19 protein-coding genes and 4 tRNA genes are annotated in these 22,473 nt (G+C 58.1%); 9 read left to right on the forward strand and 14 right to left on the reverse strand.

From position 1 onward, the window contains the following. Positions 1–274 precede the first annotated feature (274 nt). The 10 genes from rplA to LL947_RS13040 all read right to left on the reverse strand — a co-directional run bounded on the left by rplA (position 275) and on the right by LL947_RS13040 (position 5,100). A complete protein-coding gene (gene rplA / locus LL947_RS12995) occupies positions 275–967 on the reverse strand; it encodes a 50S ribosomal protein L1 (RefSeq protein ID WP_404414445.1) in 693 nt (230 codons plus the stop codon). A 2-nt stretch (positions 968–969) separates the two neighbouring features. Beyond that, the gene (gene rplK / locus LL947_RS13000; protein WP_404414446.1) at positions 970–1,401 is read right to left on the reverse strand and encodes a 50S ribosomal protein L11; all 432 of its coding nucleotides are present in this window, start codon (positions 1,399–1,401) and stop codon (positions 970–972) included. Positions 1,402–1,550: 149 nt separating this feature from the next. Next, a complete protein-coding gene (nusG, locus tag LL947_RS13005) occupies positions 1,551–2,084 on the reverse strand; it encodes a transcription termination/antitermination protein NusG (protein ID WP_171701692.1) in 534 nt (177 codons plus the stop codon). Positions 2,085–2,092: 8 nt separating this feature from the next. Further along, the gene (gene secE, locus LL947_RS13010) at positions 2,093–2,476 is read right to left on the reverse strand and encodes a preprotein translocase subunit SecE (protein ID WP_290821502.1); all 384 of its coding nucleotides are present in this window, start codon (positions 2,474–2,476) and stop codon (positions 2,093–2,095) included. Positions 2,477–2,546: 70 nt separating this feature from the next. Continuing rightward, positions 2,547–2,622: transfer RNA gene (locus tag LL947_RS13015), tRNA-Trp, on the reverse strand. 167 nt (positions 2,623–2,789) lie between these two features. Then, positions 2,790–2,864 (reverse strand) — tRNA-Thr (locus LL947_RS13020). 64 nt (positions 2,865–2,928) lie between these two features. Then, a tRNA-Gly gene (locus tag LL947_RS13025) sits at positions 2,929–3,002 on the reverse strand. Between the two features lie 58 nt (positions 3,003–3,060). Next, positions 3,061–3,144 (reverse strand) — tRNA-Tyr (locus LL947_RS13030). Positions 3,145–3,277: 133 nt separating this feature from the next. Then, entirely contained in the window at positions 3,278–4,117 is an 840-nt protein-coding gene (locus LL947_RS13035) for a type III pantothenate kinase (RefSeq protein ID WP_499833426.1), read from the reverse strand. Then, positions 4,114–5,100, reverse strand: a complete 987-nt coding sequence (locus LL947_RS13040; protein ID WP_499833427.1) for a biotin--[acetyl-CoA-carboxylase] ligase — start codon at positions 5,098–5,100, stop codon at positions 4,114–4,116. The genes LL947_RS13035 and LL947_RS13040 overlap by 4 nt, the downstream gene beginning before the upstream one ends. Before the next feature lie 223 nt (positions 5,101–5,323). Here LL947_RS13040 and typA point away from each other — a divergent pair, with 223 nt between their 5' ends. From typA to LL947_RS13070, 6 genes are all read left to right on the forward strand, one after another. After that, complete coding sequence (typA, locus tag LL947_RS13045; protein WP_290821499.1) at positions 5,324–7,150, forward strand: translational GTPase TypA; 1,827 nt, start codon at positions 5,324–5,326, stop codon at positions 7,148–7,150. Positions 7,151–7,440: 290 nt separating this feature from the next. Then, positions 7,441–8,886, forward strand: coding sequence for a sodium-dependent transporter (locus tag LL947_RS13050; protein ID WP_404414453.1), 1,446 nt, complete (start codon positions 7,441–7,443; stop codon positions 8,884–8,886). 68 nt (positions 8,887–8,954) lie between these two features. Beyond that, positions 8,955–9,728, forward strand: coding sequence for an ABC transporter ATP-binding protein (locus LL947_RS13055; RefSeq protein WP_290821494.1), 774 nt, complete (start codon positions 8,955–8,957; stop codon positions 9,726–9,728). A gap of 60 nt (positions 9,729–9,788) precedes the next feature. Further along, on the forward strand, positions 9,789–10,493 hold the full coding sequence (locus LL947_RS13060; RefSeq protein WP_404414457.1) for an ABC transporter ATP-binding protein: 705 nt from the start codon (positions 9,789–9,791) through the stop codon (positions 10,491–10,493). Positions 10,494–10,509: 16 nt separating this feature from the next. Further along, the gene (locus tag LL947_RS13065; RefSeq protein ID WP_404414459.1) at positions 10,510–11,514 is read left to right on the forward strand and encodes a branched-chain amino acid ABC transporter permease; all 1,005 of its coding nucleotides are present in this window, start codon (positions 10,510–10,512) and stop codon (positions 11,512–11,514) included. Further along, positions 11,514–12,845 (forward strand): branched-chain amino acid ABC transporter permease, encoded by a 1,332-nt coding sequence (locus LL947_RS13070; RefSeq protein WP_290821490.1) that lies wholly within the window; start codon positions 11,514–11,516, stop codon positions 12,843–12,845. The genes LL947_RS13065 and LL947_RS13070 overlap by 1 nt, the downstream gene beginning before the upstream one ends. 149 nt (positions 12,846–12,994) lie before the next feature. Here the strand turns inward: LL947_RS13070 and LL947_RS13075 are convergent, their stop codons facing one another. The 3 genes from LL947_RS13075 to LL947_RS13085 form a co-directional block, all read right to left on the reverse strand. Continuing rightward, positions 12,995–14,203 carry an ABC transporter substrate-binding protein gene (locus LL947_RS13075; protein ID WP_290821489.1) on the reverse strand — a complete coding sequence of 403 codons (1,209 nt, stop codon included), beginning with the start codon at positions 14,201–14,203 and terminating at the stop codon, positions 12,995–12,997. A 199-nt stretch (positions 14,204–14,402) separates the two neighbouring features. Further along, complete coding sequence (locus tag LL947_RS13080) at positions 14,403–15,866, reverse strand: SLC13 family permease (protein WP_499833428.1); 1,464 nt, start codon at positions 15,864–15,866, stop codon at positions 14,403–14,405. Then, positions 15,863–16,093: a hypothetical protein gene (locus LL947_RS13085; protein ID WP_290821486.1), complete on the reverse strand. Its 231-nt coding sequence runs from the start codon at positions 16,091–16,093 to the stop codon at positions 15,863–15,865. The genes LL947_RS13080 and LL947_RS13085 overlap by 4 nt, the downstream gene beginning before the upstream one ends. 77 nt (positions 16,094–16,170) lie before the next feature. Here LL947_RS13085 and LL947_RS13090 point away from each other — a divergent pair, with 77 nt between their 5' ends. After that, entirely contained in the window at positions 16,171–16,974 is an 804-nt protein-coding gene (locus tag LL947_RS13090) for a redoxin family protein (RefSeq protein ID WP_290821484.1), read from the forward strand. 168 nt (positions 16,975–17,142) lie between these two features. After that, positions 17,143–20,088: an RNA polymerase-associated protein RapA gene (rapA, locus tag LL947_RS13095; protein ID WP_499833429.1), complete on the forward strand. Its 2,946-nt coding sequence runs from the start codon at positions 17,143–17,145 to the stop codon at positions 20,086–20,088. 162 nt (positions 20,089–20,250) lie between these two features. Here rapA and LL947_RS13100 read toward each other — a convergent pair whose 3' ends face one another. Further along, positions 20,251–21,159, reverse strand: coding sequence for a TIGR01777 family oxidoreductase (locus tag LL947_RS13100; protein ID WP_499833430.1), 909 nt, complete (start codon positions 21,157–21,159; stop codon positions 20,251–20,253). A gap of 164 nt (positions 21,160–21,323) precedes the next feature. On the opposite strand from LL947_RS13100, the gene LL947_RS13105 reads away from it, so the two are divergent. Continuing rightward, a complete protein-coding gene (locus tag LL947_RS13105; RefSeq protein ID WP_499833431.1) occupies positions 21,324–22,433 on the forward strand; it encodes an NAD(P)/FAD-dependent oxidoreductase in 1,110 nt (369 codons plus the stop codon). Positions 22,434–22,473 lie beyond the last annotated feature (40 nt).

Below are 22,473 nucleotides of genomic sequence, written 5' to 3' on the forward strand. Positions count from 1 at the left end.
ATCTCTTCCAGCGCACTGACGTGATTACCCGCCGTGATAACGCTGGAAGCCTGAGGGATGGTGCTCACCAGAGATCGGTTCAGCTAAAAAGCGTCTACCAACTGGCGGCAACACCATCTGCGCAGGTGACTCTCATCATTAAGATACGCTTGACGCGTACCGCCTGCGGTCTTTGACGGTGCCCTGCAGACAGAACGCCTGGCACAGGGACCGCAAAGTTCTTGCTCTTTCTGCCGTCTTGACAACAGAGTCACTGACAACGGGACTATCCAGCTTACAGATAAGCCGAATGATCAACCGTCAGACCGGGACCCATGGTTGAAGACAGCGTCATTTTCTTGAAGTAGATGCCCTTTGAAGCGCTCGGCTTGAGCTTCTTCAGATCGCCAATCAGGGCTTCAATGTTGCCCTTGATAGCGTCAGCATCAAAATCAACCTTACCTACAGTGGTATGAATGATACCGTTCTTGTCGGTACGGAAACGCACCTGACCAGCTTTGGCATTCTTGACCGCTGTCGCCACATCAGGTGTCACCGTACCCACCTTGGGGTTAGGCATCAGGCCACGCGGGCCCAGAATCTGACCGAGCTGACCGACAACACGCATGGCGTCCGGCGAGGCAATGACGACATCAAAATCCATCACGCCTTTCTTGACCTGGTCAGCCAGCTCATCCATACCCACAATGTCAGCACCCGCTTCTTTTGCGGCGTCTGCGTTGGCTCCCTGGGTAAAGACAGCAACCCGCACGTCCTTACCAGTGCCATTAGGCATGACGGTAGCGCCACGCACAACCTGGTCGGATTTACGCGGATCAACACCCAGGTTGACCGCAACATCCACGGACTCCTTGAAGTTGACCGTAGAAAGCTCTGACAACAGTGCGACGGCTTCTTCAACCGAGTAGACCTTGCTGGAATCAACCTTCTCACGAATCAGCGTGGCACGCTTGGACAGTTTAGCCATGATTACAGACCCTCCACGTTTAGGCCCATGCTGCGAGCACTGCCCGCGATGGTGCGCACAGCGGCGTCAAGATCGGCAGCCGTCATATCAGGCTCTTTGGTCTTGGCGATTTCTTCCAGCTGCTCACGGCTCACCGTGCCAACCTTCTTCTTGTTCGGCTCACCCGAGCCGGACTTGATACCCGCTGCTTTCTTGAGCAGCACGGCAGCAGGCGGCGTCTTGGTGACGAAAGTGAAGCTGCGGTCGGAATAGACAGTAATCACGACAGGCGTTGGCAGACCGGGCTCGATATCCTGAGTCTCGGCGTTAAACGCTTTACAGAATTCCATGATATTCACGCCGTGCTGACCCAGTGCAGGACCAACGGGCGGACTTGGGTTAGCCTTACCAGCTGCAACCTGCAGCTTGATGTAAGCCTGTACTTTCTTGGCCATAATTTACTCCAGTTGGGTATAACGCCTTGCGGCTCCCCGATGACATCTGACCGCCCTGTGACGACCAGCAAAAAACTGACAACCAACAGTCAGTAACAGACAAATCACCGCTGGCAACCAAACTCAATTGGCTCGCCAGCGGCGTAAACCTATTCTTTTTCTACCTGCGAGAACTCAAGCTCAACCGGCGTTGAACGCCCGAAGATCAGCACACTGACGTGAAGACGACTCTTTTCGTAGTTGACTTCTTCAACGACGCCATTGAAATCCGCAAAGGGACCATCGACCACGCGAACCGACTGACCTGGCTCAAACATTGTCTTGGGACGCGGCTTGTCCACACCGTCCTTGACACGATTCAGAATAGCATCCGCCTCACGGGTAGTAATGGGCGCCGGCTTTTCCTTTGTGCCACCGATAAACCCCATCACCCGTGGTGTTTCGTTCACCAGGTGCCAGGTATCGTCTGCCATTTCCATCTCGACCAGCACATAGCCCGGGTAGAATTTGCGTTCACTCTTGCGACGCTTACCATCCCGAACCTCGACAACTTCTTCTGTCGGCACCAGAATTTCGCCAAAACGATCTTCCACACCGTACATTTTTACCCGCTCAAGGAGCGAACGCATGACATGCTTTTCAAACCCGGAATAGGCGTGAACGACGTACCAACGCTTGGACATGAAAACTCCTAACCGATAACGCCGGACATCGCCCAGCTGAGAAGCGTGTCAATCAACCACAACATCAGGCCAACCACGAGGACAGCCGCCAACACGATAGCGGTTGTCTGAACTGTTTCAGGGCGCGTTGGCCATACAACGCGCTGAATCTCTTTCTTGGCTTCTTGGGCCAGAATGACAAGATTCCTGCCCTTACCCGTCATCAGCGCGACACCCCCGGCCGCAGCACAGAGCACAACAACGCCAATAACCCGGTAGAGCAAGCCCACGTCAGCAAAATAGGTATTACCCACCACGGCTGTTAACAAAAGCGCTACGACCGCTGCCCATTTGAGCCCGTCATGACGCGACTGCTGCTCCTCAGCGCCATGCTTTAAAGAATTAGGCTTCATAAAACGAGACTCCCTAGGGTACAGCGAACGATAAAGGAATTCTTGAGGGGCACGCCAACTTGAGGGAAGCTGGCAGGCCAGGAGGGAATCGAACCCCCAACCTGCGGTTTTGGAGACCGCTGCTCTGCCAATTGAGCTACTGGCCTGTATCGTGCTGAATAAACAAGCAAGATGCCTGTTCAATAGCGGGCGCCATCATAGCGAAGGACTCACCGCTTGACAACCCTTCAATGCACTTCCAGCACACTTAATGTATCCGGCACGCTGAAAATGGCGACAAAAAAAGCGAGCCAGGCTCGCTTTTTCCAATTTATGGAGCTCATGGACGGAATTGAACCGTCGACCTCACCCTTACCAAGGGTGTGCTCTACCCCTGAGCTACATGAGCATATCATACATGATTCTGTGCAAGCCTTAGTATTAGGCCACCAGCACAAAATCTACACAGACACTGGAGCGGGTGGCGGGAATCGAACCCGCACCATCAGCTTGGAAGGCTGAGGTTCTACCATTGAACTACACCCGCCTGACAGCAACACGATAGTGAAGAGGCCGATATGACCCGCGCTGCCGTGAATCAATTCTGGTGGAGAGGGAAGGATTCGAACCTTCGAAGCTTTCGCGGCAGATTTACAGTCTGCTCCCTTTGGCCACTCGGGAACCTCTCCAACATGGCGGCACATTGTGCCTCATTCCAAAAAGGTGTCAACCTTTTAGTCGACGACTTTGCCAAAGGCCACAGGCTTAACATGGCAAAGCGCTTACCAGGTGCAACTTCTCTCCGGAACGCGCAGCATTGTGTCAAAACAGCATTGAGAATGCAAGCCCCGCACGTATTTTTTCCAGGGAAGCCGGGGCTGGCACCTCGGGGGCGCCTGACATCCGCCCCCCTCGCTCTGCGGGCGTCAGTGGAAAACTGGCCTCCAGCCCGCCGTAGACCATATCTGGCCATACGGCATGAGGCACTTGAACCCCTCTGGAAACGACTCGGGCATCTCCACCGGTCAACAGCATCGGCAGCGACACGCCCTGCCGATCACAAACCTCACTATAAATGCGGTTGATGGCGCTGACAGCGGCCATATAAATACCATGATTAACCGCTTCCACCGTACGTCTGCCCGGCTCCAGCAATTCAGCCGCCTCGCTTTCCGGGTCAATGGCCACGTTGCGTGTCCCCAATTTGAGACTCTCTTTCATCAGTCGCAAGCCAGGAATGATATACCCCCCCAGGTGATACCCACCCGGTATAACGAAATCAACGGTTATGGCGCTGCCGCAGTCCACGGTGCAGCAGGCACCGGCCAATTGATACCCTGCGAGCGCTCCCATCCAGCGATCAACGCCCAGACGCAGTGGCTCTTCATAGCCATTGATGACCCCCAGGGCTTCGGGTTCCGGTGAAGCAACAAACACACGGGGAACCCTGCGGCGCAGTAACGTGACGGTGTCATCCAGCACGACTTTACGCGCCACGCTGGAAATGCGCACGGATTCCACCACGTCAAGATCCGGAATATCCGCGCCTGGCCGCCACTCTTCGCGCGTCCAGACAGCGCCACGCGAACGGATCTCGCTGCTATCAACATCTTTCAGGCGCCACTTGGACAGGGTGTTGCCAATATCAAGGTCAAGAATCATAGGCGCCTGCGTATACTGATCTCGCCGCCTGCAAGACGTCGCGATTGGCCATTGTCTTCACTGACCCAAAGGTTACCGCTGGCATCCACATCACCTGCCGTCGCTTCACAGCCCTGCTGGCCCTGCAAAACATGAACAGGTTGGCCCGCAAACGCATGGCGTCGGTTCCATTCAGCCTGCCAGGCCTGAAAGCCACATTTCTCGAACGTTGACAGCATGGCCAAAAGCCCCGCCAGCAGATCAGCCGCCAACTGATTACGCCTGAGGCTCGGACAAACGTCTTTGAGAGCCGCCACCGGCTGACCAATCACCTCGCGCTGAGCGTCATTCATGAACAGGTTCAGGCCAATACCCATAACAACTTCACACGGGCCGGCGGCATCACCGGTCACCTCGACCAGCACACCCGCCAGCTTGGCAAGCTCACCGTCACGATCCGGCAGAAGTATGTCATTGGGCCATTTCAGCCTGGGATGAATGCCATAGGTCTCCAGCACTTGAGCGATCACCACACCCACTGCAAGGCTCAGCCCCTCCAGCGCCGTCACGCCACTTTCAAAGCGCCAGCCGACCGACAATATCAGGCTCTGGCCCCAGGGCGTCACCCAGCTGCGGCCACGCCGGCCACGCCCTGCCGTCTGCGACTCCGCCAGACACACCTCGCCATGGCCGGCCCCCTGCTGAAAGCGCTCACGCAGGCAGGCATTACTGGAGGTCAGCTGATCCTCTACCAGCAGACGGGTCAGAAGATGACGGGCATCGGCCGGCAGGTGCGCCACAATGGCGGCACCGTCAAGCGGCTCTATCGGGTGAGCAAGCCTGTAGCCGCGGCCTTTTACAGCCTCTACCGCAACCCCCATGGCGTCGAGTTTCTTGAGCTGCTTCCATACGGCTGCACGGGAAACCCCCATTGCATTGCCCAGCTGCTCGCCGGAATGCACGCTTCCATCGCTTAGTAGACGCATTAAGTTACCGATGGTCATAGTCATGCCCATGCCGGGAAAAAGGCTATCTTACCGGATGCGCTGACCCAGCGAAAACACAAGCATGCTCGACCATCTGTTACAGTGGTCGGGTTATCGCGTTGATAGGGCACTCATCAAGGCCCTTTTAACATCATCCCGAGAGCAGCGCTGAATACAGTGCTGGCAGTAAACCGCTTCGTACCTCTATAATACTGCCCTATTTTTCTAGCAGGATCGTGTCGTGATCGAGAACCTCCGCAACATCGCCATAATCGCCCACGTTGACCATGGGAAAACAACCCTGGTCGACAAGCTCCTGAGTCAGTCGGGCACCCTGGACCGCAAAGCCGAAGGGCAGGAGCGGATCATGGATTCCAACGACCAGGAAAAAGAGCGTGGCATTACCATTCTTGCCAAGAACACGGCTATTCAATGGCAGGATGGCAAAGGCAATGGCTATCACATCAACATCGTGGACACGCCCGGACACGCTGATTTTGGTGGTGAGGTCGAGCGCGTCATGTCCATGGTCGACTCGGTGCTTCTTCTGGTCGACGCCGTTGACGGTCCTATGCCGCAAACCCGTTTTGTCACCCAGAAAGCCTTCGCTCAGGGCCTGAAGCCGATTGTCGTCGTCAACAAGATTGATCGTCCCGGTGCTCGTCCGGACTGGGTGATCGACCAGATCTTTGACCTGTTCGACAACCTCGGCGCATCCGATGAACAGCTGGATTTCCCGATCATCTACTGCTCGGCATTGAACGGTATTGCCGGCATGGACCCGGAAGAACTGGCTGACAGCATGGACCCCATGTTCCAGTCGATCGTGGATATCGTTGAGCCGCCAGCCGTCGAGGTTGATGGCCCCTTTCAGATGCAGATCTCGGCGCTCGACTACAACAGCTATGTAGGTGTCATAGGTCTTGGCCGTATCAAGCGTGGCGCCGTCAAGCCCAATCAGCAGATTTCAATTATCAGCGTTGATGGATCTACCCGTAAGGGCAAGATCGGCCAGGTGATGACCCATATGGGTCTTGAGCGCGTTCAGACGACCGAAGCAACCGCAGGTGATATTGTCTGTGTTACCGGCATCGAGGACCTGGCGATTTCCGATACGCTGTGTGACCCGGCGGCCGTTGAAGCACTGCCGCCGCTCTCGGTGGATGAGCCGACCGTCTCCATGACCTTCCAGGTCAACGATTCACCCTTTGCAGGCAAAGACGGCAAATTTGTCACCAGCCGCAACATCAAGGATCGCCTGGAGCAGGAACTTATCCATAACGTGGCCTTGCGTGTGGAACAGGGCGACACCCCTGAGAAATTCAAGGTGTCCGGACGCGGCGAGCTGCACCTCTCCGTACTGATTGAAACCATGCGTCGCGAAGGTTTCGAGCTGGCGGTCGGGCGCCCTGAAGTCATCATCCGGGAAATTGACGGTGAAAAGCAGGAGCCCTACGAAGAGGTCATCATCGACTGTGAAGAGCAGCACCAGGGCGCCATCATGGAAGAGCTGGGCTACCGCAAGGGTGAGATGACCAACATGAACCCGGATGGTAAGGGACGTGTGCGCCTGGACTTCATTATTCCCGCCCGTGGCCTGATCGGTTTCCGTGGCCAGTTCCTGACCCTGACGTCGGGCACCGGGATTCTGACCAGCCGCTTTGACCATTATGGCCCGCTCAAGCCGGACGCCTCGATCGAACGCCGCAACGGCGTCATGGTCTCCATGGTCTCTGGTAAGGCGCTGGCCTATGCCCTTTATGCACTTCAGGAACGCGGCAAGCTGATCATCGACCATGCGACCGAGGTTTACGAGGGCATGCTGATCGGGATCAACAACCGCGCCAACGATATGGTGGTCAATCCGACCAAGGGCAAGAAGCTGGACAACATGCGTTCGACCGGTAACGATGAAAATATCGTGCTGACGCCGCCGATTAATTTCACTCTTGAACAGGCCATCGAATTCCTGGATTCCGATGAACTGGTGGAGGTCACGCCAAGCCATATCCGCCTGCGCAAGAAACTTCTCAAAGAGAACGAGCGTAAACGCGCCAGCAAGAGCTGATCACCAGCAGTAAGGTTATCAGCCAAACCCGCACAGCCACTGTGCGGGTTTTTTTATGCCAGAACCGACATTTACCTCAGCATCAGCGCCTCTCTGCGCGATTAGCCAAACGCTGCTCTTAACGCACCCTAAACGCAGCGTGGCTAGAAAGATGCGCAAAACTGGCGCAAAGTGAGCATTTGGGCGTGACCCTCTTCATCAAGCTTGGTTTAATACGCGCGCGTTAATTCATACGTTTGTTACTTACTTCTCACTGACCACACACTCCATCGCAACGGATATATCTGCACATGAGCGGCCAAAACGTCTGGACACACAAAGGTACATTTTTATTAGCGGCGGTCGGCTCTGCCGTTGGCCTGGGTAATCTCTGGCGGTTTCCCTATCTTACCGGTGAAAACGGCGGCGGCGCTTTCATTCTGGTTTACGCCTTGACCATCTTCGCGGTGGGTATTCCGATACTTATTGCTGAAATAATGCTCGGACGCACCAGCCGACAAAGCCCGATCATGGGCATGCGCCACCTGACGCGTACCCATCAGACATCCCGCGCCTGGGAAAGTATCGGCTGGTTGGGTGCCGCCTCGGCGTTTCTGATTCTGAGCTTTTACTCTGTGGTGGCCGGATGGTCGCTGCACTACACCTGGCAGATGCTGACCGGCAGCCTGGCCGGTGCCGATGCAGAAACCATCGGCGCGGGCTTCGACAGCCTGTTAGCGTCCCCATGGCTGATGACGCTTTACCATACACTGTTCATCATCCTTTCTGCGCTGATTGTCGGCATGGGCATTCATAAAGGCATTGAAAGCGGGCTGCGGATTATCATGCCTGCGCTGTTTGTGATTCTGTTGGTAGTCCTCGGCTACAGCATCGTCAATGGCGATATCGGCGCTGCCGCCGAGTTCCTTTTCACGTTCAGCCTGGCCGACCTGAGTCTTGAAGGCTGGCTGCAAGCCATGGGCCAATCCTTCTTTACCCTGAGCCTGGGGATGGGCGCCATCATGGCCTACGGCGCCTACATGCCCAGCGATGTGTCCCTGACGCGCACTGCCTTTGCCGTGGCCTTTGTGGATACCGCCGTCGCCCTGGTGGCCGGGCTGGCCATTTTTGCACTGGTCTTCGGCGCCGGGCTGGAAACCGGTCAGGGTCCCGGGCTGATGTTTGTCACCATTCCGCTGGCGTTTTCTGAAATGCCGTTCGGCAGCCTGATTGGCGGCGTTTTCTTTATCCTGGTGCTGGGCGCAGCGATCAGCTCGTCAATATCCCTGATCGAGCCGGTCGCCGCCTTTCTGGTCGAGCGGTTCGACAGAACCCGCCCACAAGCAGTGGCTATCATGACTCTCGGCAGCTGGGCGCTGGGACTTCTGACCGTGGTCAGTTTCAATGTCTGGTCAGAGGGCACCCTTTTCCATACTCTGTTCGGGCGCAGCGCTTTTGACTTTATCGAACTGCTGACCAATATTTTCATGCCCCTTGGCGGGCTTCTGATTGCCCTGTTTGCCGGCTGGGCACTCACCCAGAGCGAAGTCGCCAAGGAACTGGGTGGCAGCCCTGGCTGGTTCAGCGTATGGCGTTTTCTGGTTCGCTTTATCGCCCCGGCAGCCGTTGCCTTTGTGTTTCTGCGCACCTTGCCGCAAGTAGACGGCTACCTGTTACCTGCCTTTGGCGCCCTGACGATTGTATTGGCGGTTGCCATTGGCCGTAGCCTCCTGGTCAAACAGCCGCCGGCGGCGTAATGACAGGCTGCACTGAACTCCGTTCAACGCCACTGGCGGCAAGCGCCGTCAGTGACTGAGGATTTGCTATGACACCGCTTATCGAAGTGGAAAACGTTAACAAGGCCTTTGGCGGCCTGAAAGTGATTAACGACTGCTCGATTCAGGTCGCCAAAGGGTCGGTGACCGGCATGATCGGCCCTAACGGCGCAGGCAAGTCAACCTTGTTCAACCTGATTGCCGGCGCCTTGACGCCCGATAGCGGCCAGATACGTCTGGCGGGCGAGGATATCAGCGCCCTGAGTGCCGATCAGCGCTTTCACAAGGGTTTGCTGCGCACCTTTCAGATTGCCCATGAGTTCAGCCATATGAGCGCTCTGGAAAATCTGATGATGGTGCCCCCCGGCCAACCCGGTGAAAACCTGTTTGCCACCTGGTTCAAGCCGGGCGTGGTGCGCGCCCATGAAGCCAGGGTCAAACGTCGCGCATTGGACGTCATCGACTTTGTCGGGCTTTACCACGTGCGCAATGAGCTGGCGGGCAACCTTTCCGGCGGCCAGAAAAAGCTCCTTGAGCTGGGCCGTACCATGATGACCGATGCCAAGGTCGTGTTACTGGATGAAATTGCTGCCGGGGTCAACCGCACCCTGCTGGGGGACCTGATCGGTAACATTGAACGGCTGAACCGCGAGATGGGCTATACCTTTCTGGTGATTGAACACGATATGGAAATGATCGCCCGCCTCTGCGACCCGGTGATAGTGCTCGCCCAGGGCAGCGTCATGATGGAAGGCAGTATCGAAGACGTCCAGAGCAACCCTGAGGTTATTGAAGCCTACTTTGGCGGCGGCAGTGCGGCCTGAATGGATGGTCCGCCTTGCCTGCTTTCACCATAACAACGCTAAGCATGAGATAATCACACCATGCCATTACTAGAAGCGCGGGACGTGCACGGTGGCTACGGCGGCATGAACATCCTCAACGGGGTCAACATGCTGCTGGAAGCCGATCAAGTCGGTGTCATTGTCGGCCCAAACGGGGCGGGCAAATCCACCATGCTGAAAGCCGTCTTCGGCCTGTTGCATGTCAATCAGGGCGATATTCTGCTCCACGGCGAGCCGATCCAGAACCTGGCCCCCAACAAGCTGGTTCAGCGCGGCATGGGCTTTGTGCCTCAGGAAAAGAATGTTTTCCCCAGCCTCTCGGTTGAAGAAAACCTGGAAATGGGCGCTTTTCTGAAGCCTGCCAACGTCAAACGCATGCTGGCCAAGGTGTATGAATTTTTCCCGCCGCTGGCTGAAAAGCGCCGCCAGCCGGCAGGTGAATTATCCGGTGGCCAGCGCCAGATGGTCGCCATGGGCCGCGCGCTGATGGCCGAGCCAACGCTGTTGCTGCTGGATGAGCCTACAGCAGGCCTCTCACCGCTTTTCATGAACGAGATTTTTGACCGGGTCAAGGAAATCAACGCCGCCGGTGTAGGCATTCTGATGGTTGAGCAGAATGCCAAGCAGGCCCTGGCCATTGCCGATAAAGGCTTTGTTCTGGCCGCCGGGCAAAACCGCTTTACGGATACCGGAGCGGCCCTACTCGCCGACCCGGATGTCGCCAAAAGCTTTTTGGGCGGCTAGCCCGGGAGAGATACGCGTGAACGAACTGGTCTTTTTTATCAACAACGTGATTATTTCCGGCAGTGTGACCGGCTCCATCTATGCCATTGGCGCCATCGGGGTCACGCTGATATTCAGTATCATGCGCTTTGCCCACTTTGCGCATGCCGACATGATGACCTTTGGCGCCTTCATGGTATTGCTGCTGACCGCCGCGTTTCCTGCAGCGGGCGCCAGCTTTGGGGTTCCCACGCCCCTGATCATGCTCCCCCTGGCCATGGTACTGACCGCTGCCCTGGCGGTGGGCATTGATAAAGCCTTCTACAAGCCGCTACGCGCTCATGGGGTCAAGCCGATTGTGCTGGTGATTGGCTCTCTGGGAGTCACTCTTATGCTGCAGGGCTTGATCCGCCTGTTTGCCGGCACCAGCGGGCAAAGCCTTTACGTGGATGACCGCAAGGAAATCTTCCGCCTGGCAGTGCCTTTTGACGGTGTCAGGGCGCCGATTGTGATCACTGAACCCCAGATCTATCTGTTTATCCTGACGCTGATAGCCGTTGTGGCCCTTCATCTGTTCCTGAGTCGCTCGCGACTGGGCAAGGCCATGCGTGCCATGTCAGACAACCCTGACCTGGCTCAGGCATCCGGGATCAATACGCAGATGATTGTCGCCGTCACCTGGGTGATTGCCGGCGGCCTGGCCGCCATTGCCGGCACCCTTCTCGCCCTGGATGTCACCTTCAAGCCCGATCTGAGCTTCTTTATCCTGCTGCCGATCTTTGCCGCCGCCATCGTCGGCGGCGTCGGGCATCCCTATGGCGCAATTGCCGGTGGCTTTGTGGTCGGCTTTGCCGAGACCCTGGCGGTATTCAACTGGAACATTCTGCTTCGCCCCTTTCAGGACAGTCTGCCCGCCTGGCTGGAACTGCCCAGCAACCTGGCGTTTGTGAGCAGTGAATACAAGATAGTCGTGCCGTTCTTCATCCTCGTGGCCATCCTGGTGTGGCGCCCAACCGGACTCTTCAAGGGCAAGGTGATCTGATGACAACCCCAAGTACGCAACCCTCTCGGGATACCGCCAATACGCCTCGCGATACGACACCCGCGCGCAGCTTCCCGGTGCGTGAGCTCGTGCTTTTCTGTGCCCTGCTGGCCGCCGTTCTGGGCGTTTACGCCATGATGGGCGCGGCCTACAGCACGCGTATGCTGGTAGAAGCCGCCTGTTACGCCATCCTTGCCCTCGGCCTGACCATACAGTGGGGCTATGCCGGCCAGTTCAATGCCGGTGTGATGGGCTTTGTCGCTCTGGGCGGTTTTTCTGCCATGTTGTTCAGCGTGCCGGTCAACGAGGAATTCTGGGGAACGGCGCTGCCCGGCGAGCTTGGTCAAGTGCTGCTGTACGGCGTAGCCGCCGTCTTTGTGGTACTGGGTGTTTCCCGGCTGGACCGGCTCGGCGTTCCCAGAAAACTGCGCACTCTGCTCACGGTGCTGCTGGCGGTGGTGCTGTATCTGCTGGTGATCAGCCAGCTGCGTGAGGTCACCGAACAGATAGAAGATACCGCTGGCTTTATCGGTGGTTTCGGCCTGCCTGCCTGGACAGGCTGGATTGTCGGCGGTGCCCTGGCAGGCGGCGTGGGCTACTTCATCGGCCATGTCTGTCTGGGGCTGCGCAGCGATTACCTGGCGATTGCCACCCTCGGCATCGCAGAGATCATCAAGGCGTTTCTGAAAAATTCCGACTGGCTGACCCGCGGCACTGCCACTGTGTCGCCACTGCCCTGGCCAACCCCGGGACCGTCAGAGATTGGCTTTACCCTGGCCCGCGCCGTGTACCTGTCGATGACCGCCGTCATCATTGCGATTATTTTCTTCCTGCTGCACCGTGCCTACCACGCCCCCTGGGGACGAATGGTACGGGCCATCCGCGACAACGAGATTTCCTCGGCGGCCATGGGCAAGGATATCAACCGTCGACGCCTGGAGATTTTCGTGCTCGGCTGCATATTGATGGGCCTGGGCGGCGGCATCCTCGGCACCTTCAATAGCCTGTTCGACCCTAACGGCTACCTGCCCCTTAACCACACCTTTCTGGTCTTGGTCATGGTGATTCTGGGGGGGCCGGGTAACAACCTGGGCACGATTTTTGGTGCCGTTGCCGTCTATATCATCTGGCTGATGTCTGAACCCCTGGCCCTGTTTGTGATGGAAATCGCTGTCAGCCTGGGTGAAGGCGCCTTCGGTTGGGAGGCACCCAGCAACATGGATAGCCGCGCCCTGCAGGCCCGGGTACTGGTGATTGGCCTGCTGATTACGCTGGTATTACGCTATGCGCCCAAAGGGCTGTTACCGGAAAAAATCACCCACCATAGCTGAACGGCAAAGGCGTCAGCCTCGGCCAATATCCAAGGTATCAAAAAAACCGCCATGGCCCATTACAGGGCATGGCGGTTTTCTGTTTGGCGCAAGGTCCATCACGCGTGTTGGATATTGCAACCATTGCCCAGGGGTTAATCCAGCCCCTCTTACAGGTCAACAAAACCCTTGTTGGTAAAGGAGCCGTCTTCTACCACCATCTCGACGACCACGCCCGGCACATCACCGTTTTCATCAAATTCCTGAGTGCCGGACGCCCCTTCGTAGTTGATCTCGGTGCCAGCGGCAATCAGCTCAACGGCTTTCTCCCACTCACCGGGCAGAATCACCTCGCCCGGCGCGCTGGAAACGCTGCGCAGCGCCTCGGAAAGCCCTTCACGCTCAGCGCTGCCATTCTGCTCAATGGCCAGGGCAATCAGGAAGGCCGCATCATAGGCTTGAGCAGCAAACACCGCGCTGGGGTCATAGCCGGCTTCTTCGGCGGCAGCTTCAAAGATGTCGACGCCTGGAAGGTCAGGGCTGCCTGGCCGCGTGGCAATCATGCCATCCAGCACGTCTGCGCCAATCGCCTCCACCAGGCTGTCGCCCACCATGCCGTCTGCACCGACATACTGGGTGAACATGCCGCCTTCATAGGCCTGGCGCAGAATTGTCTGGCCGGATGTGTCCGCATAGGCAAGCACAACCAGCGTCTCGGCTCCGCTGACCGACAGTGAGCCCAGCTCGGAGCGATAGTCGGAGCGGTTATCCTCGTGCCCCAGGCTTTCAGCAATGGTGCCTCCGCCGCCTTCAAATGCCGTGGTAAAGGCCTCGGCAAGGCCGCTGCCGTAATCGTTGTTGACGAAGGTCACCGCGACATAGTCGATGCCTTTATCCAGCAGCAGCTTGGCCAGCATCTCTCCCTGGAAAGCGTCCGAGGGCACGGTGCGGAACACCAGGTCGTTATCGTCAATGTCGGTCACTGCCGGGGCCGTCGAGGCTGGCGAAACCATCAGTACCCCCCCGGGCACGGCAGCGTTATTGGCTGCGGCGATGGTGGCACCGGTACACAGGGCACCCACAATGGCAGTGACTTCCTCGGAATTGACCATACGATCAGCCGCGTTGGAGGCCGCCGAGGCATCAGAGCAGGTGGTATCGCCGGTTGGCATCACCAGTTCTTCGCCACCCAATAGCCCACCCTGGGCATTCACCTGTTCAACGGCCAGGCGGGCACCATCGCGAATCGGGGGTGTCAGGCTCTCGATGCCGCCTGTAAAACCACCCAGAAAGCCAACCTTGACTTCTGCATTGGCCACGCCTGTTAGCGCCAGCGTAGAGGCGGCAACAGCACTTGCAAGTAAGCGTTTGTTTATCATCTTGTTTCGCGCTCCTGTTGTTACGTCCAGATAATCGCAAGCTCAGGTAGTCAGCTCAAGTCGCAAGCCCACCTGCCCAGCATACGTTAGGGTTGGTGGATCAAGAAAAACTGCCCCTATCAAATTTGAAACTAAATCCAACAAAACACAACTGCCTTTTTTAACGTTAGGGCCTCAAACGCAGGTGCTTCTTCAACCGCTAGGCTGCCCAGCCAAAGCCCAGGATCGGCATGGCCAAGGCAAACATCGCCAGGCAGATGATCACGACCGCAATCAGGCTCATCACCGCACCGGCACGCAGCATGTCCAGCACGCGCACCTTGCCACTGGCAAAGACTACCGCATTCGGTGGGGTGGCCACCGGCAACATGAAGGCGCAGGACGCGGCCATCGCCACCGGCACCGCCAGCAATAGCGGGCTGGCATCCAGGCTGACCGTCAGCGCCGCCGTCAACGGCAGAATGGCCGCCGCGGTGGCACTGTTGCTGGTCACATGGCTCATTGACATGACAATCACCACCACCATCAGGATCATCGCCCAGGTGGGCCAACTGCCAAAGACCGCCAGCCCATTGGCGACGATGCCGGCAAGCCCGGAGCTTTCAATTGCCGTCCCCAGGCTCAGCCCACCGCCCACCAGCAGCAATACACCCCAGGGCAGATTCCTGGCGCTGTCCCAGTCAAGCAGAAACTGGCGCTGACCCCAGCGCGCCGGCACCACAAACAGCAGGAGGGCGCCCATCACTGCAATACCGCCATCGCTCAGCGTCAGCCCGCTCCATTGCTCCAGCAGAGGGCGGGTAATCCAGGCCAGGGCGACCAGGACAAACACCATGGCCACGCGTACTTCCGGGCCACTCATACGTCCCAGGTCCTGTGCCTGCTGACTGAGCATGGCATTGATGCCACTGAGCCTGGAATGAGGCACCGGGTAGAGGCGATAAGTCAGCAGCCACCAGGCTATCGCCAGCATCAGCAGCGCCGGGGGAATGGCCACCAGCATCCATTGGGCAAAGCCGATGTTGATATCGTAGTTATCACCCATGAAGCCTGCCAGCAGCGCATTGGGTGGCGTACCAATCAGGGTGCCCATCCCGCCAATATTGGCCGCCAGGGCAATACCCAGCATCAGGCACAGCCCGACCGCCCGCTGCTGCTGTGTGTCCAGTTCGTCATCACGTTCCAGCAGTGACAGCACAGAAATCCCGATGGGCACCATCAGGGCGGCCGTCGCCGTATTACTCACCCACATACTGAGAAAGGCCGTAGCAGCCATAAAACCGGCCACCAGGGTATCCGGCCGCTTGCCAGCCAGTGACAGCACGCCCAGAGCTATACGCCGATGCAGGTTCCAGCGCTGAATGGCTTCTGCCAGCATGAAGCCGCCGAGAAACAAAAATATCAACGGGTTCGCATAAGGCACGGCCGCCGCATTGATATCGCCAACGCCCAACAGGGGCAACAGGGCCACTGGCAATAATGCCGTGACGGCCATCGGCACGGGCTCCAGAATCCACCATACGGCCATCCATACCGTAAGCGCCACCACGCTCCAGGCAGGCGTTGGTATGTGTGCCGGCGGCCCGACACCCAAGAACAGCAGAGCCATCAAGGGCCCAAGCAGCAAACCGACAGTCACTTTTGCTCGTTCAGCCCTGCTCACTCATCCTCCTGCTGACGAGCCAACTGGCGTTTACGCAGTTTATTGCGCCGATAGAGACGTATCAGAGCAATCCACAGGGCGGCAGCAATCATCAGGGCCAGCGTGACTCCTTGCCACAGGCGCGCATTATCGCCAAGCACTGTTTCAAGGGTGATAATCAACATCAAGCCAATTGCTTGTGACGCAATGGCCAGTGCTCTCAAGGTATCGAAGGGTTTCTGAGCCATATTTTCTCCGCATCTTAAGGGATGGCATGGTAGGGTTTCGCTGCGTTGACTAGTGTAACGATTATTGGGAACAAATTATGAACGCCATTGCCCTTGGCCCTTTTTTACTTTCTTTACCGCGTTTATATGCTTTTGCCTGCGCGCTCTTGCTGTTGGTAGCGGTACGCTTTCTGCTCAGGCTGCCCGCTAACGTACAACAACGCTGGTTTACCGGCCTGATACTGGTGTGGCTGATCAGCGCACGGCTGGGGCATGTGGTGCTTAATCTGGACAGTTACACGGACACGCCACTGGACGCCTTGATGCTCTGGAAGCCCGGCTATGAGGGATTATGGGGCCTGTTGGGCGGCATCCTGTGGACAGGCTGGATGCTGCGTCATCGCTTGAAGGCCATGATCTCCACCATGGTGATGTTGATGGCGACGTCCGCCCTGTGGATGGCACTGGTGCTTTTCTCTCCTCTCGGTGGCAGTTCCGCTTCCATGCCGGTACCTGATCTTACCTTGCAGGACATTGAAGGCAATGACATTCACCTGCCTTCATTGGCTGACGGCGAACATAAGGTGATTTTCAATCTATGGGCCACCTGGTGCCCGCCCTGCCTGCGGGAAATGCCCTTGCTGGCAGAGGTGGCCACTCGTGAGGATGTCCATGTAGCCATCGTTAACCAGGGTGAAGACCTCTTACCCATAGTGCGCTACCTGGATGAACAGGCGCTCAGTTTCCGCTATGCGCTCCTCGACCCCGAACAGCGCCTGATGACCGCGTTTGAAACCCCGGGCCTACCCACAACACTGATGTTTGATCGTCACGGGCAGGTCATTGAACAGCACGTTGGAGAGCTGACCCGCGCCCAGCTGGATCAATGGCTGGATAACTGATCAAGCCGGAGTGCCAACTGCCCAAAAGCCCGTGGCACGCTCACGACACTGCAAGGCCAATTAACATTGTTGGGCCGTCACCGCCTTTGCGTTAGAATCCCCCGCCCTGACCCCTCCGTCGGTACCCCGCCGACGGCTTTGACCCGTATCCACATCCGTTGAGGCAACATGAGCGATTTTTCTCCAGGCCAGCGCTGGATTAGCGACGGCGAGGCCGAACTTGGCCTTGGCACCGTGCTTAACTGTGACACCCGTAGCGTCACGATTCTGTTCAGTGCCTGCCAGGAAACCCGCACCTACAATACGCGGCAGGCTCCGCTGACCCGGGTTCAATTTGGCAGTGGCGACCGCGTCACTGCTGCAGAAGGCTGGCAGATGCTGGTGGACGAAAGCCAGCAGCATGACGGCCTGATCTTTTATATCGGCAGGGACGATAACGGCGAGCGGCGCGAGCTTTCCGAAGCCAAACTGGCGGACACCATGCGCTTTGACCAGGCGCGCGATCGTCTGTTGACCGGCCAGGTCGACCGCAACGACTGGTTTGACCTGCGTTTTCGTACCCTGCACCACTTCCAACGCATCGAGCAGCACAGCGCGCTGGGCTTTTCCGGCCCGCGCATTGATCTCGTTCCTCATCAGCTGTATATCGCCGATGAAGTGGCCAATCGTCACGCGCCGCGTGTCCTGCTGGCCGATGAAGTCGGGCTGGGTAAAACGATCGAAGCAGGCTTGATACTCCACCGCCTGCTGCTGGCGGGTCGCGCCGAACGGGCGCTGATCCTGGTACCCGACAGCCTGACGCATCAGTGGCTGGTGGAACTGCTGAGACGCTTTTCATTGCAGGTCACCCTGCTGGATGAACAGCAAAGCCAGGCGCGTGGCAGCGAGAACCCCTTTGATAGTGGCCAGCTGATTCTGGCCAGCCAGGGCTGGCTGTTTGCCAACCCTGCCCGCCAGCAGCAGGCCCATCAGAGCCACTTCGACATGCTGATTGTCGATGAAGCCCATCATCTGGACTGGAGCGCGGAGGGCAGCGGGCCAGGCTATCAGTGCGTGGAACAGCTGGCTGACGATATTGACGGCTTGCTGCTGTTGACCGCCACCCCGGAGCAGATGGGACTGGAGAGCCATTTTGCCCGCCTGCGCCTGCTTGACCCCGAGCGCTACCACGACCTGGCACGCTTTCGTGAGGAGGAGCGCCACTATACTGAGGTGGCCGCTGCCATTGATGCCCTGGATGCCCTGCCCGGCGATGCTGATGCCCGCGCCAGCGTGGATGCAGTGGCCGACGACCGTGACAGCCAGGCACTTCTCGCCACGCTGACACATCCGGAATCCGACGCCGCACAGCAGGACGCGGCCCGTTCCCAACTGCGCGATGCCCTGCTTGACCGCCATGGCACCGGTCGGGTGATGTTCCGCAACAGCCGTCGCCACGTCGGCGGCTTCCCTGAACGCCGGCTGCACCGGGTGCCGCTGGCCCTGCCATCTGCCTACCGCAGGGTCATCCGCCGCCTGGAACGCGACGAGGACTACCTTGACGAGTTGCTGATCGAAACCGGCATGGATCACCCGGATGTGTTGATCTATCCGGACGCCATGTACCGCGCGCTCCCCAACGACCCGCTTAATGGCGAAGACTGGTGGCACATCGACCCAAGGGTCAACTGGCTACTGGAAAAACTCAGCGATGACAGTGAACAAGGTTTTGCCAACGACAAGGTGCTGGTGATTGCCCACCAGCGTGAAACCGCTGAAGGCATCGCCGAAGGCTTGCGCGTGCTGGGCGGCTACCACGCGCCCGTGTTTCATGAAGACCTGACGCTGATTGAGCGCGACCGCGCCGCGGCGGCCTTTGCCGACGATGAAGAGGGTTGTCAGGTACTGGTATGCTCGGAAATCGGCTCGGAAGGGCGTAATTTCCAGTTCTGCCGTCACCTGGTCATGTTCGACCTGCCCCAGCACCCTGACCAGCTTGAACAGCGCATCGGGCGACTCGACCGCATCGGCCAGCAGCACGCGATTGAAATCCATGTGCCTACCTTTGAAGGCAGCCCGGGCGAGCGCCTGCTGCGCTGGTACAACGAAGGCATGAACGCTTTCAGTGCGCCTACCGGTATCGGCAGCGACCTGTTTGCAGCCTTTGGCGATGCCCTCGCTGACGCCCTGCTGGACGATGAGATGCTGGATGAAATCGTCGACGAAACCCGCACCCTGTTCACCGCCCAGCTGGCCGAACGGGATGCCGGACGCAACCGCCTGCTGGAACTTAACGCCTGTCGCCCGGCCCGGGCCGACAGCGTGATCGAGGCCGTGCGCGAACTGGATGAAGATAGCGCACTGCCCCGTTATGTCGAGCGCGCCCTGGACATCTTTGGCGTTGACAGCCGCGAGCTGGGCAAGGATCTGCTGGTGCTCGAACCCGGTCAGCATATGCTGGAAGGCCTGCCCGGGCTGGTCAAAGGCGAGGAGGGGTTCACCGCCACTTACCGTCGAGATCTCGCCCTGGCCCGCGACGACATTCAACGCCTTTCCTGGGAGCACCCACTGCTGCGTGAAATGATGGGCCGGATCATCGATGGCGCCATGGGCAATACGGCCCTGGCACTACTGCCCCATCCCGCGCTGCCGAGTGGCCGCCTGCTGGTTGAGCTGATTTTTCGTACGCATTGCCCCGCGCCCAAGCGCCTGCATCTGAACCGCTTCCTGCCGCCGACGGCCGTTCGCGTGCTGCTGGACGAATCCGGTGCCAACCTGACCGGCAGGATCTCTTTCACCGGGCTGAGCAAAAACGTTCAGAAGGTCAATAAATCCATGGCCCGCGAACTGATCAAAAGCCGCCATGATCAGCTGCGAGGATTACTGTTACAGGGGGAAGAAGAAGCAGACCGCGAACTGCCAAGTATCGTTGAAGCCGCCGAAACCCGTATGCGCGGACAGCTTGACGCAGAACTGGCGCGCCTGACTGCGCTGGCTGAACACAACCCGACGGTACGCGAGGCTGAAATTGACGCCATCCGTCAGGAAAGAAAAGCGCTCAGCGATGCCATCGAGGCCACCCGCCTGCGCCTGGACGCTGTGCGCGTGGTGATTACCGCCGACCCGAAAAAATAACCTGCCTGCCACGCCCCATGGATGGGGCAGTTCGATATATTCTGGCCACGGACATTCACGGAAAACACGGACGAAAACCTTAAAACATTTTTGGGTTTGACCTTATCCCTGTCCGTGTCGTCCGTGAGTGTCCGTGGCTACTATTACTGTCTCACTCACTCCTCACTTGTGCAGGATCGCCTCCAAAGCCTTGTCCAGGGTCGGGTACTGGAAAGTGAACCCCGCTGCCTCCAGACGTGCCGGGCGCATATCCGCGCCGGTCAGTAACAGCTGTGACATCTCGCCAAAGCCAAGCTTTAATACCGGTGCGGGCACCGGAAAGATCGCCGGGCGTTTCAGCGTCTTGGCCAGGGTGCGAGTGAATCCCGCATTAGTCACGGGGTGTGGTGCACTGGCATTGAAAGGCCCCGTCAGCGACTTATCCTCCAACAAGAACAGCATGGCCTCGACCAGATCATCGCGGTGAATCCACGGCATGAAGTGCTTGCCATCCCCAAAACGCCCGCCCAGACCCAGCTTGAATGGCGGCAGCATCTTCTCAAGGGTACCCCCACCAACCTCCAGCACCAGGCCGATGCGCAGTATCGCCAGGCGCACACCCAAGGCTTCAACCTCTCGGGCAGCCTCTTCCCATTTGACACACAGTCGATGGGCAAACTCATCGTTAGGTGATGTATCTTCCGTTACCTTGTTGGCTCCCTGATCACCGTAATATCCCACCGCTGACGCGGATAACAAGGTGTGCGGTAACGCCTGGCCGTTTTCCTTGATCTGTTCGCACAGGGTCACCAGCTGATGGGTCGCCTTGAGGCGTGACTGGACCAATTCCTCTTTCTGGGCGTCACTCCAACGTTTGGCGGCAATCGACTCTCCTGCCAGATTAATCAGCGCCTCCGGTGGCGAATCGGCAAATGCCTGGGCATTTTCACGAATATCGCAGCCCTCAGGCAAGCGCGAGCGGACTTTGTCGGGTGTCCGTGAGACAACCTGAAGGCTATGCCCCTGTTCGGCCAGACGCTTGCAAAGGCGTTGGCCAACAAAGCCGCTTCCGCCCGTAATCAATATTCGCATGATGTGCTCTCCTTTCACTGCCGCCAGTGCTGATGCAATGGGGATAGAATGTTATTTTATTGTACGATACCTATACCAGTCTGCTACAATAAAAGTGCTTAAAAACTATTTCAGTATTGTCATTGTCAACGGTGTTGACACCGCTGTGATCAAGGATACGTTACATGGCCGCTTCTAACATGTCCGGTGCAGCTATTTCCTCTCACTCACCTGACAGTGCATCGTCACACACTGCCATTATCGGTGCAGGGCTTGCCGGACTTGCCTGTGCCCAAGTGATGGTTGACGCGGGCGAGCAGGTCACCCTGTTTGACAAGGCGCGCGGGCCGGGTGGGCGGATGTCGAGCAAGCATCGCCCGGAAGCCATTCTGGATCTGGGCGCACAGGCCTTTACCGTGCGTGATGAGGCCTTCAATGAGGAAGTTGCCCGCTGGCAGGCAGCTGGCTGTGTTGGCCAATGGCCTGAACGTATTCACCGCGCCAGCCCCACGGGATGGCAGCCACACCATGATGGCCAGAAACGTTTTACTGGCCTACCCAGCATGAGCGCTATTACGCGCCACCTGACCGATTCGCTGGTTGCCAGGGACGTTGCACTGCATTCCACCACTCCCATCACGGCCTTGATCAGGAAAAGCGAGGGCTGGTGGCTGGAAGGCAACAACACGGAATTGTATGGCCCTTATACGCAGGTGGTAATCAGTGCGCCGCCTCCCCAGGCATCCATTCTGGTACAACCCTGGGATACGCAACTTTCTGAACTCTGTCAAAGCCTGGTTCAGCGCGGCTGCTGGGCCGGTTGGGCGGTTTTTGCAGCGCCCCTACCCACCCCGGTGGGTATCAAAAAAGACTGGCAGATGGCCCGGGTGGATCACCCCGCCCTTCGCCTGGTTTGTCGCAACCAGACCAAGCCAGGCCGAGAAAACCAGCCGGAAAGCCTTAGCCTGCTGGCCAATCTTGAATGGAGTGAAACCCACCTGGAGGCTGCGCCGGAGGCCATTACCCAGTCGCTGCTTGAGGCCCTGAAAAGCCTTTACCCTGCCCCCCTCAAACTGCCCGAACTGTTGGATAGCGGCGCCCATCGCTGGCGTTATTCCCAGCCAGACAAGGACAATCCGTTCCCCGAACACGGATATGCTCGCAGCGCCATCGGCCTGGCCCTGTGTGGCGACAGTCTGCGCGGCGGACGGGTAGAAAATGCCTGGCTGTCTGGCCACCGTTTAGGCTTGTCGTTGCTTGATGCTGACAACACCACGACCAGGCCACCAGGCTAGACGGTTGCACATGGAAAGAGAGGTTGTACCTTGCAGCGAC

Source organism: Halomonas sp. BLK-85 (assembly GCF_044792155.1).
Taxonomy (GTDB): Bacteria; Pseudomonadota; Gammaproteobacteria; order Pseudomonadales; family Halomonadaceae; genus Vreelandella.

Bases quoted from the DNA above. Each gene is read 5' to 3' on its own strand.
- rplA (WP_404414445.1), bottom strand. From the start codon at position 967: ATGGCTAAACTGTCCAAGCGTGCCACGCTGATTCGTGAGAAGGTTGAT.
- rplK (WP_404414446.1), bottom strand. From the start codon at position 1,401: ATGGCCAAGAAAGTACAGGCTTACATCAAGCTGCAGGTTGCAGCTGGT.
- nusG (WP_171701692.1), bottom strand. From the start codon at position 2,084: ATGTCCAAGCGTTGGTACGTCGTTCACGCCTATTCCGGGTTTGAAAAG.
- secE (WP_290821502.1), bottom strand. From the start codon at position 2,476: ATGAAGCCTAATTCTTTAAAGCATGGCGCTGAGGAGCAGCAGTCGCGT.
- LL947_RS13035 (WP_499833426.1), bottom strand. From the start codon at position 4,117: ATGATTCTTGACCTTGATATTGGCAACACCCTGTCCAAGTGGCGCCTG.
- LL947_RS13040 (WP_499833427.1), bottom strand. From the start codon at position 5,100: ATGACCATCGGTAACTTAATGCGTCTACTAAGCGATGGAAGCGTGCAT.
- LL947_RS13050 (WP_404414453.1), top strand. From the start codon at position 7,441: ATGAGCGGCCAAAACGTCTGGACACACAAAGGTACATTTTTATTAGCG.
- LL947_RS13055 (WP_290821494.1), top strand. From the start codon at position 8,955: ATGACACCGCTTATCGAAGTGGAAAACGTTAACAAGGCCTTTGGCGGC.
- LL947_RS13060 (WP_404414457.1), top strand. From the start codon at position 9,789: ATGCCATTACTAGAAGCGCGGGACGTGCACGGTGGCTACGGCGGCATG.
- LL947_RS13070 (WP_290821490.1), top strand. From the start codon at position 11,514: ATGACAACCCCAAGTACGCAACCCTCTCGGGATACCGCCAATACGCCT.
- LL947_RS13075 (WP_290821489.1), bottom strand. From the start codon at position 14,203: ATGATAAACAAACGCTTACTTGCAAGTGCTGTTGCCGCCTCTACGCTG.
- LL947_RS13085 (WP_290821486.1), bottom strand. From the start codon at position 16,093: ATGGCTCAGAAACCCTTCGATACCTTGAGAGCACTGGCCATTGCGTCA.
- LL947_RS13090 (WP_290821484.1), top strand. From the start codon at position 16,171: ATGAACGCCATTGCCCTTGGCCCTTTTTTACTTTCTTTACCGCGTTTA.
- rapA (WP_499833429.1), top strand. From the start codon at position 17,143: ATGAGCGATTTTTCTCCAGGCCAGCGCTGGATTAGCGACGGCGAGGCC.
- LL947_RS13100 (WP_499833430.1), bottom strand. From the start codon at position 21,159: ATGCGAATATTGATTACGGGCGGAAGCGGCTTTGTTGGCCAACGCCTT.
- LL947_RS13105 (WP_499833431.1), top strand. From the start codon at position 21,324: ATGGCCGCTTCTAACATGTCCGGTGCAGCTATTTCCTCTCACTCACCT.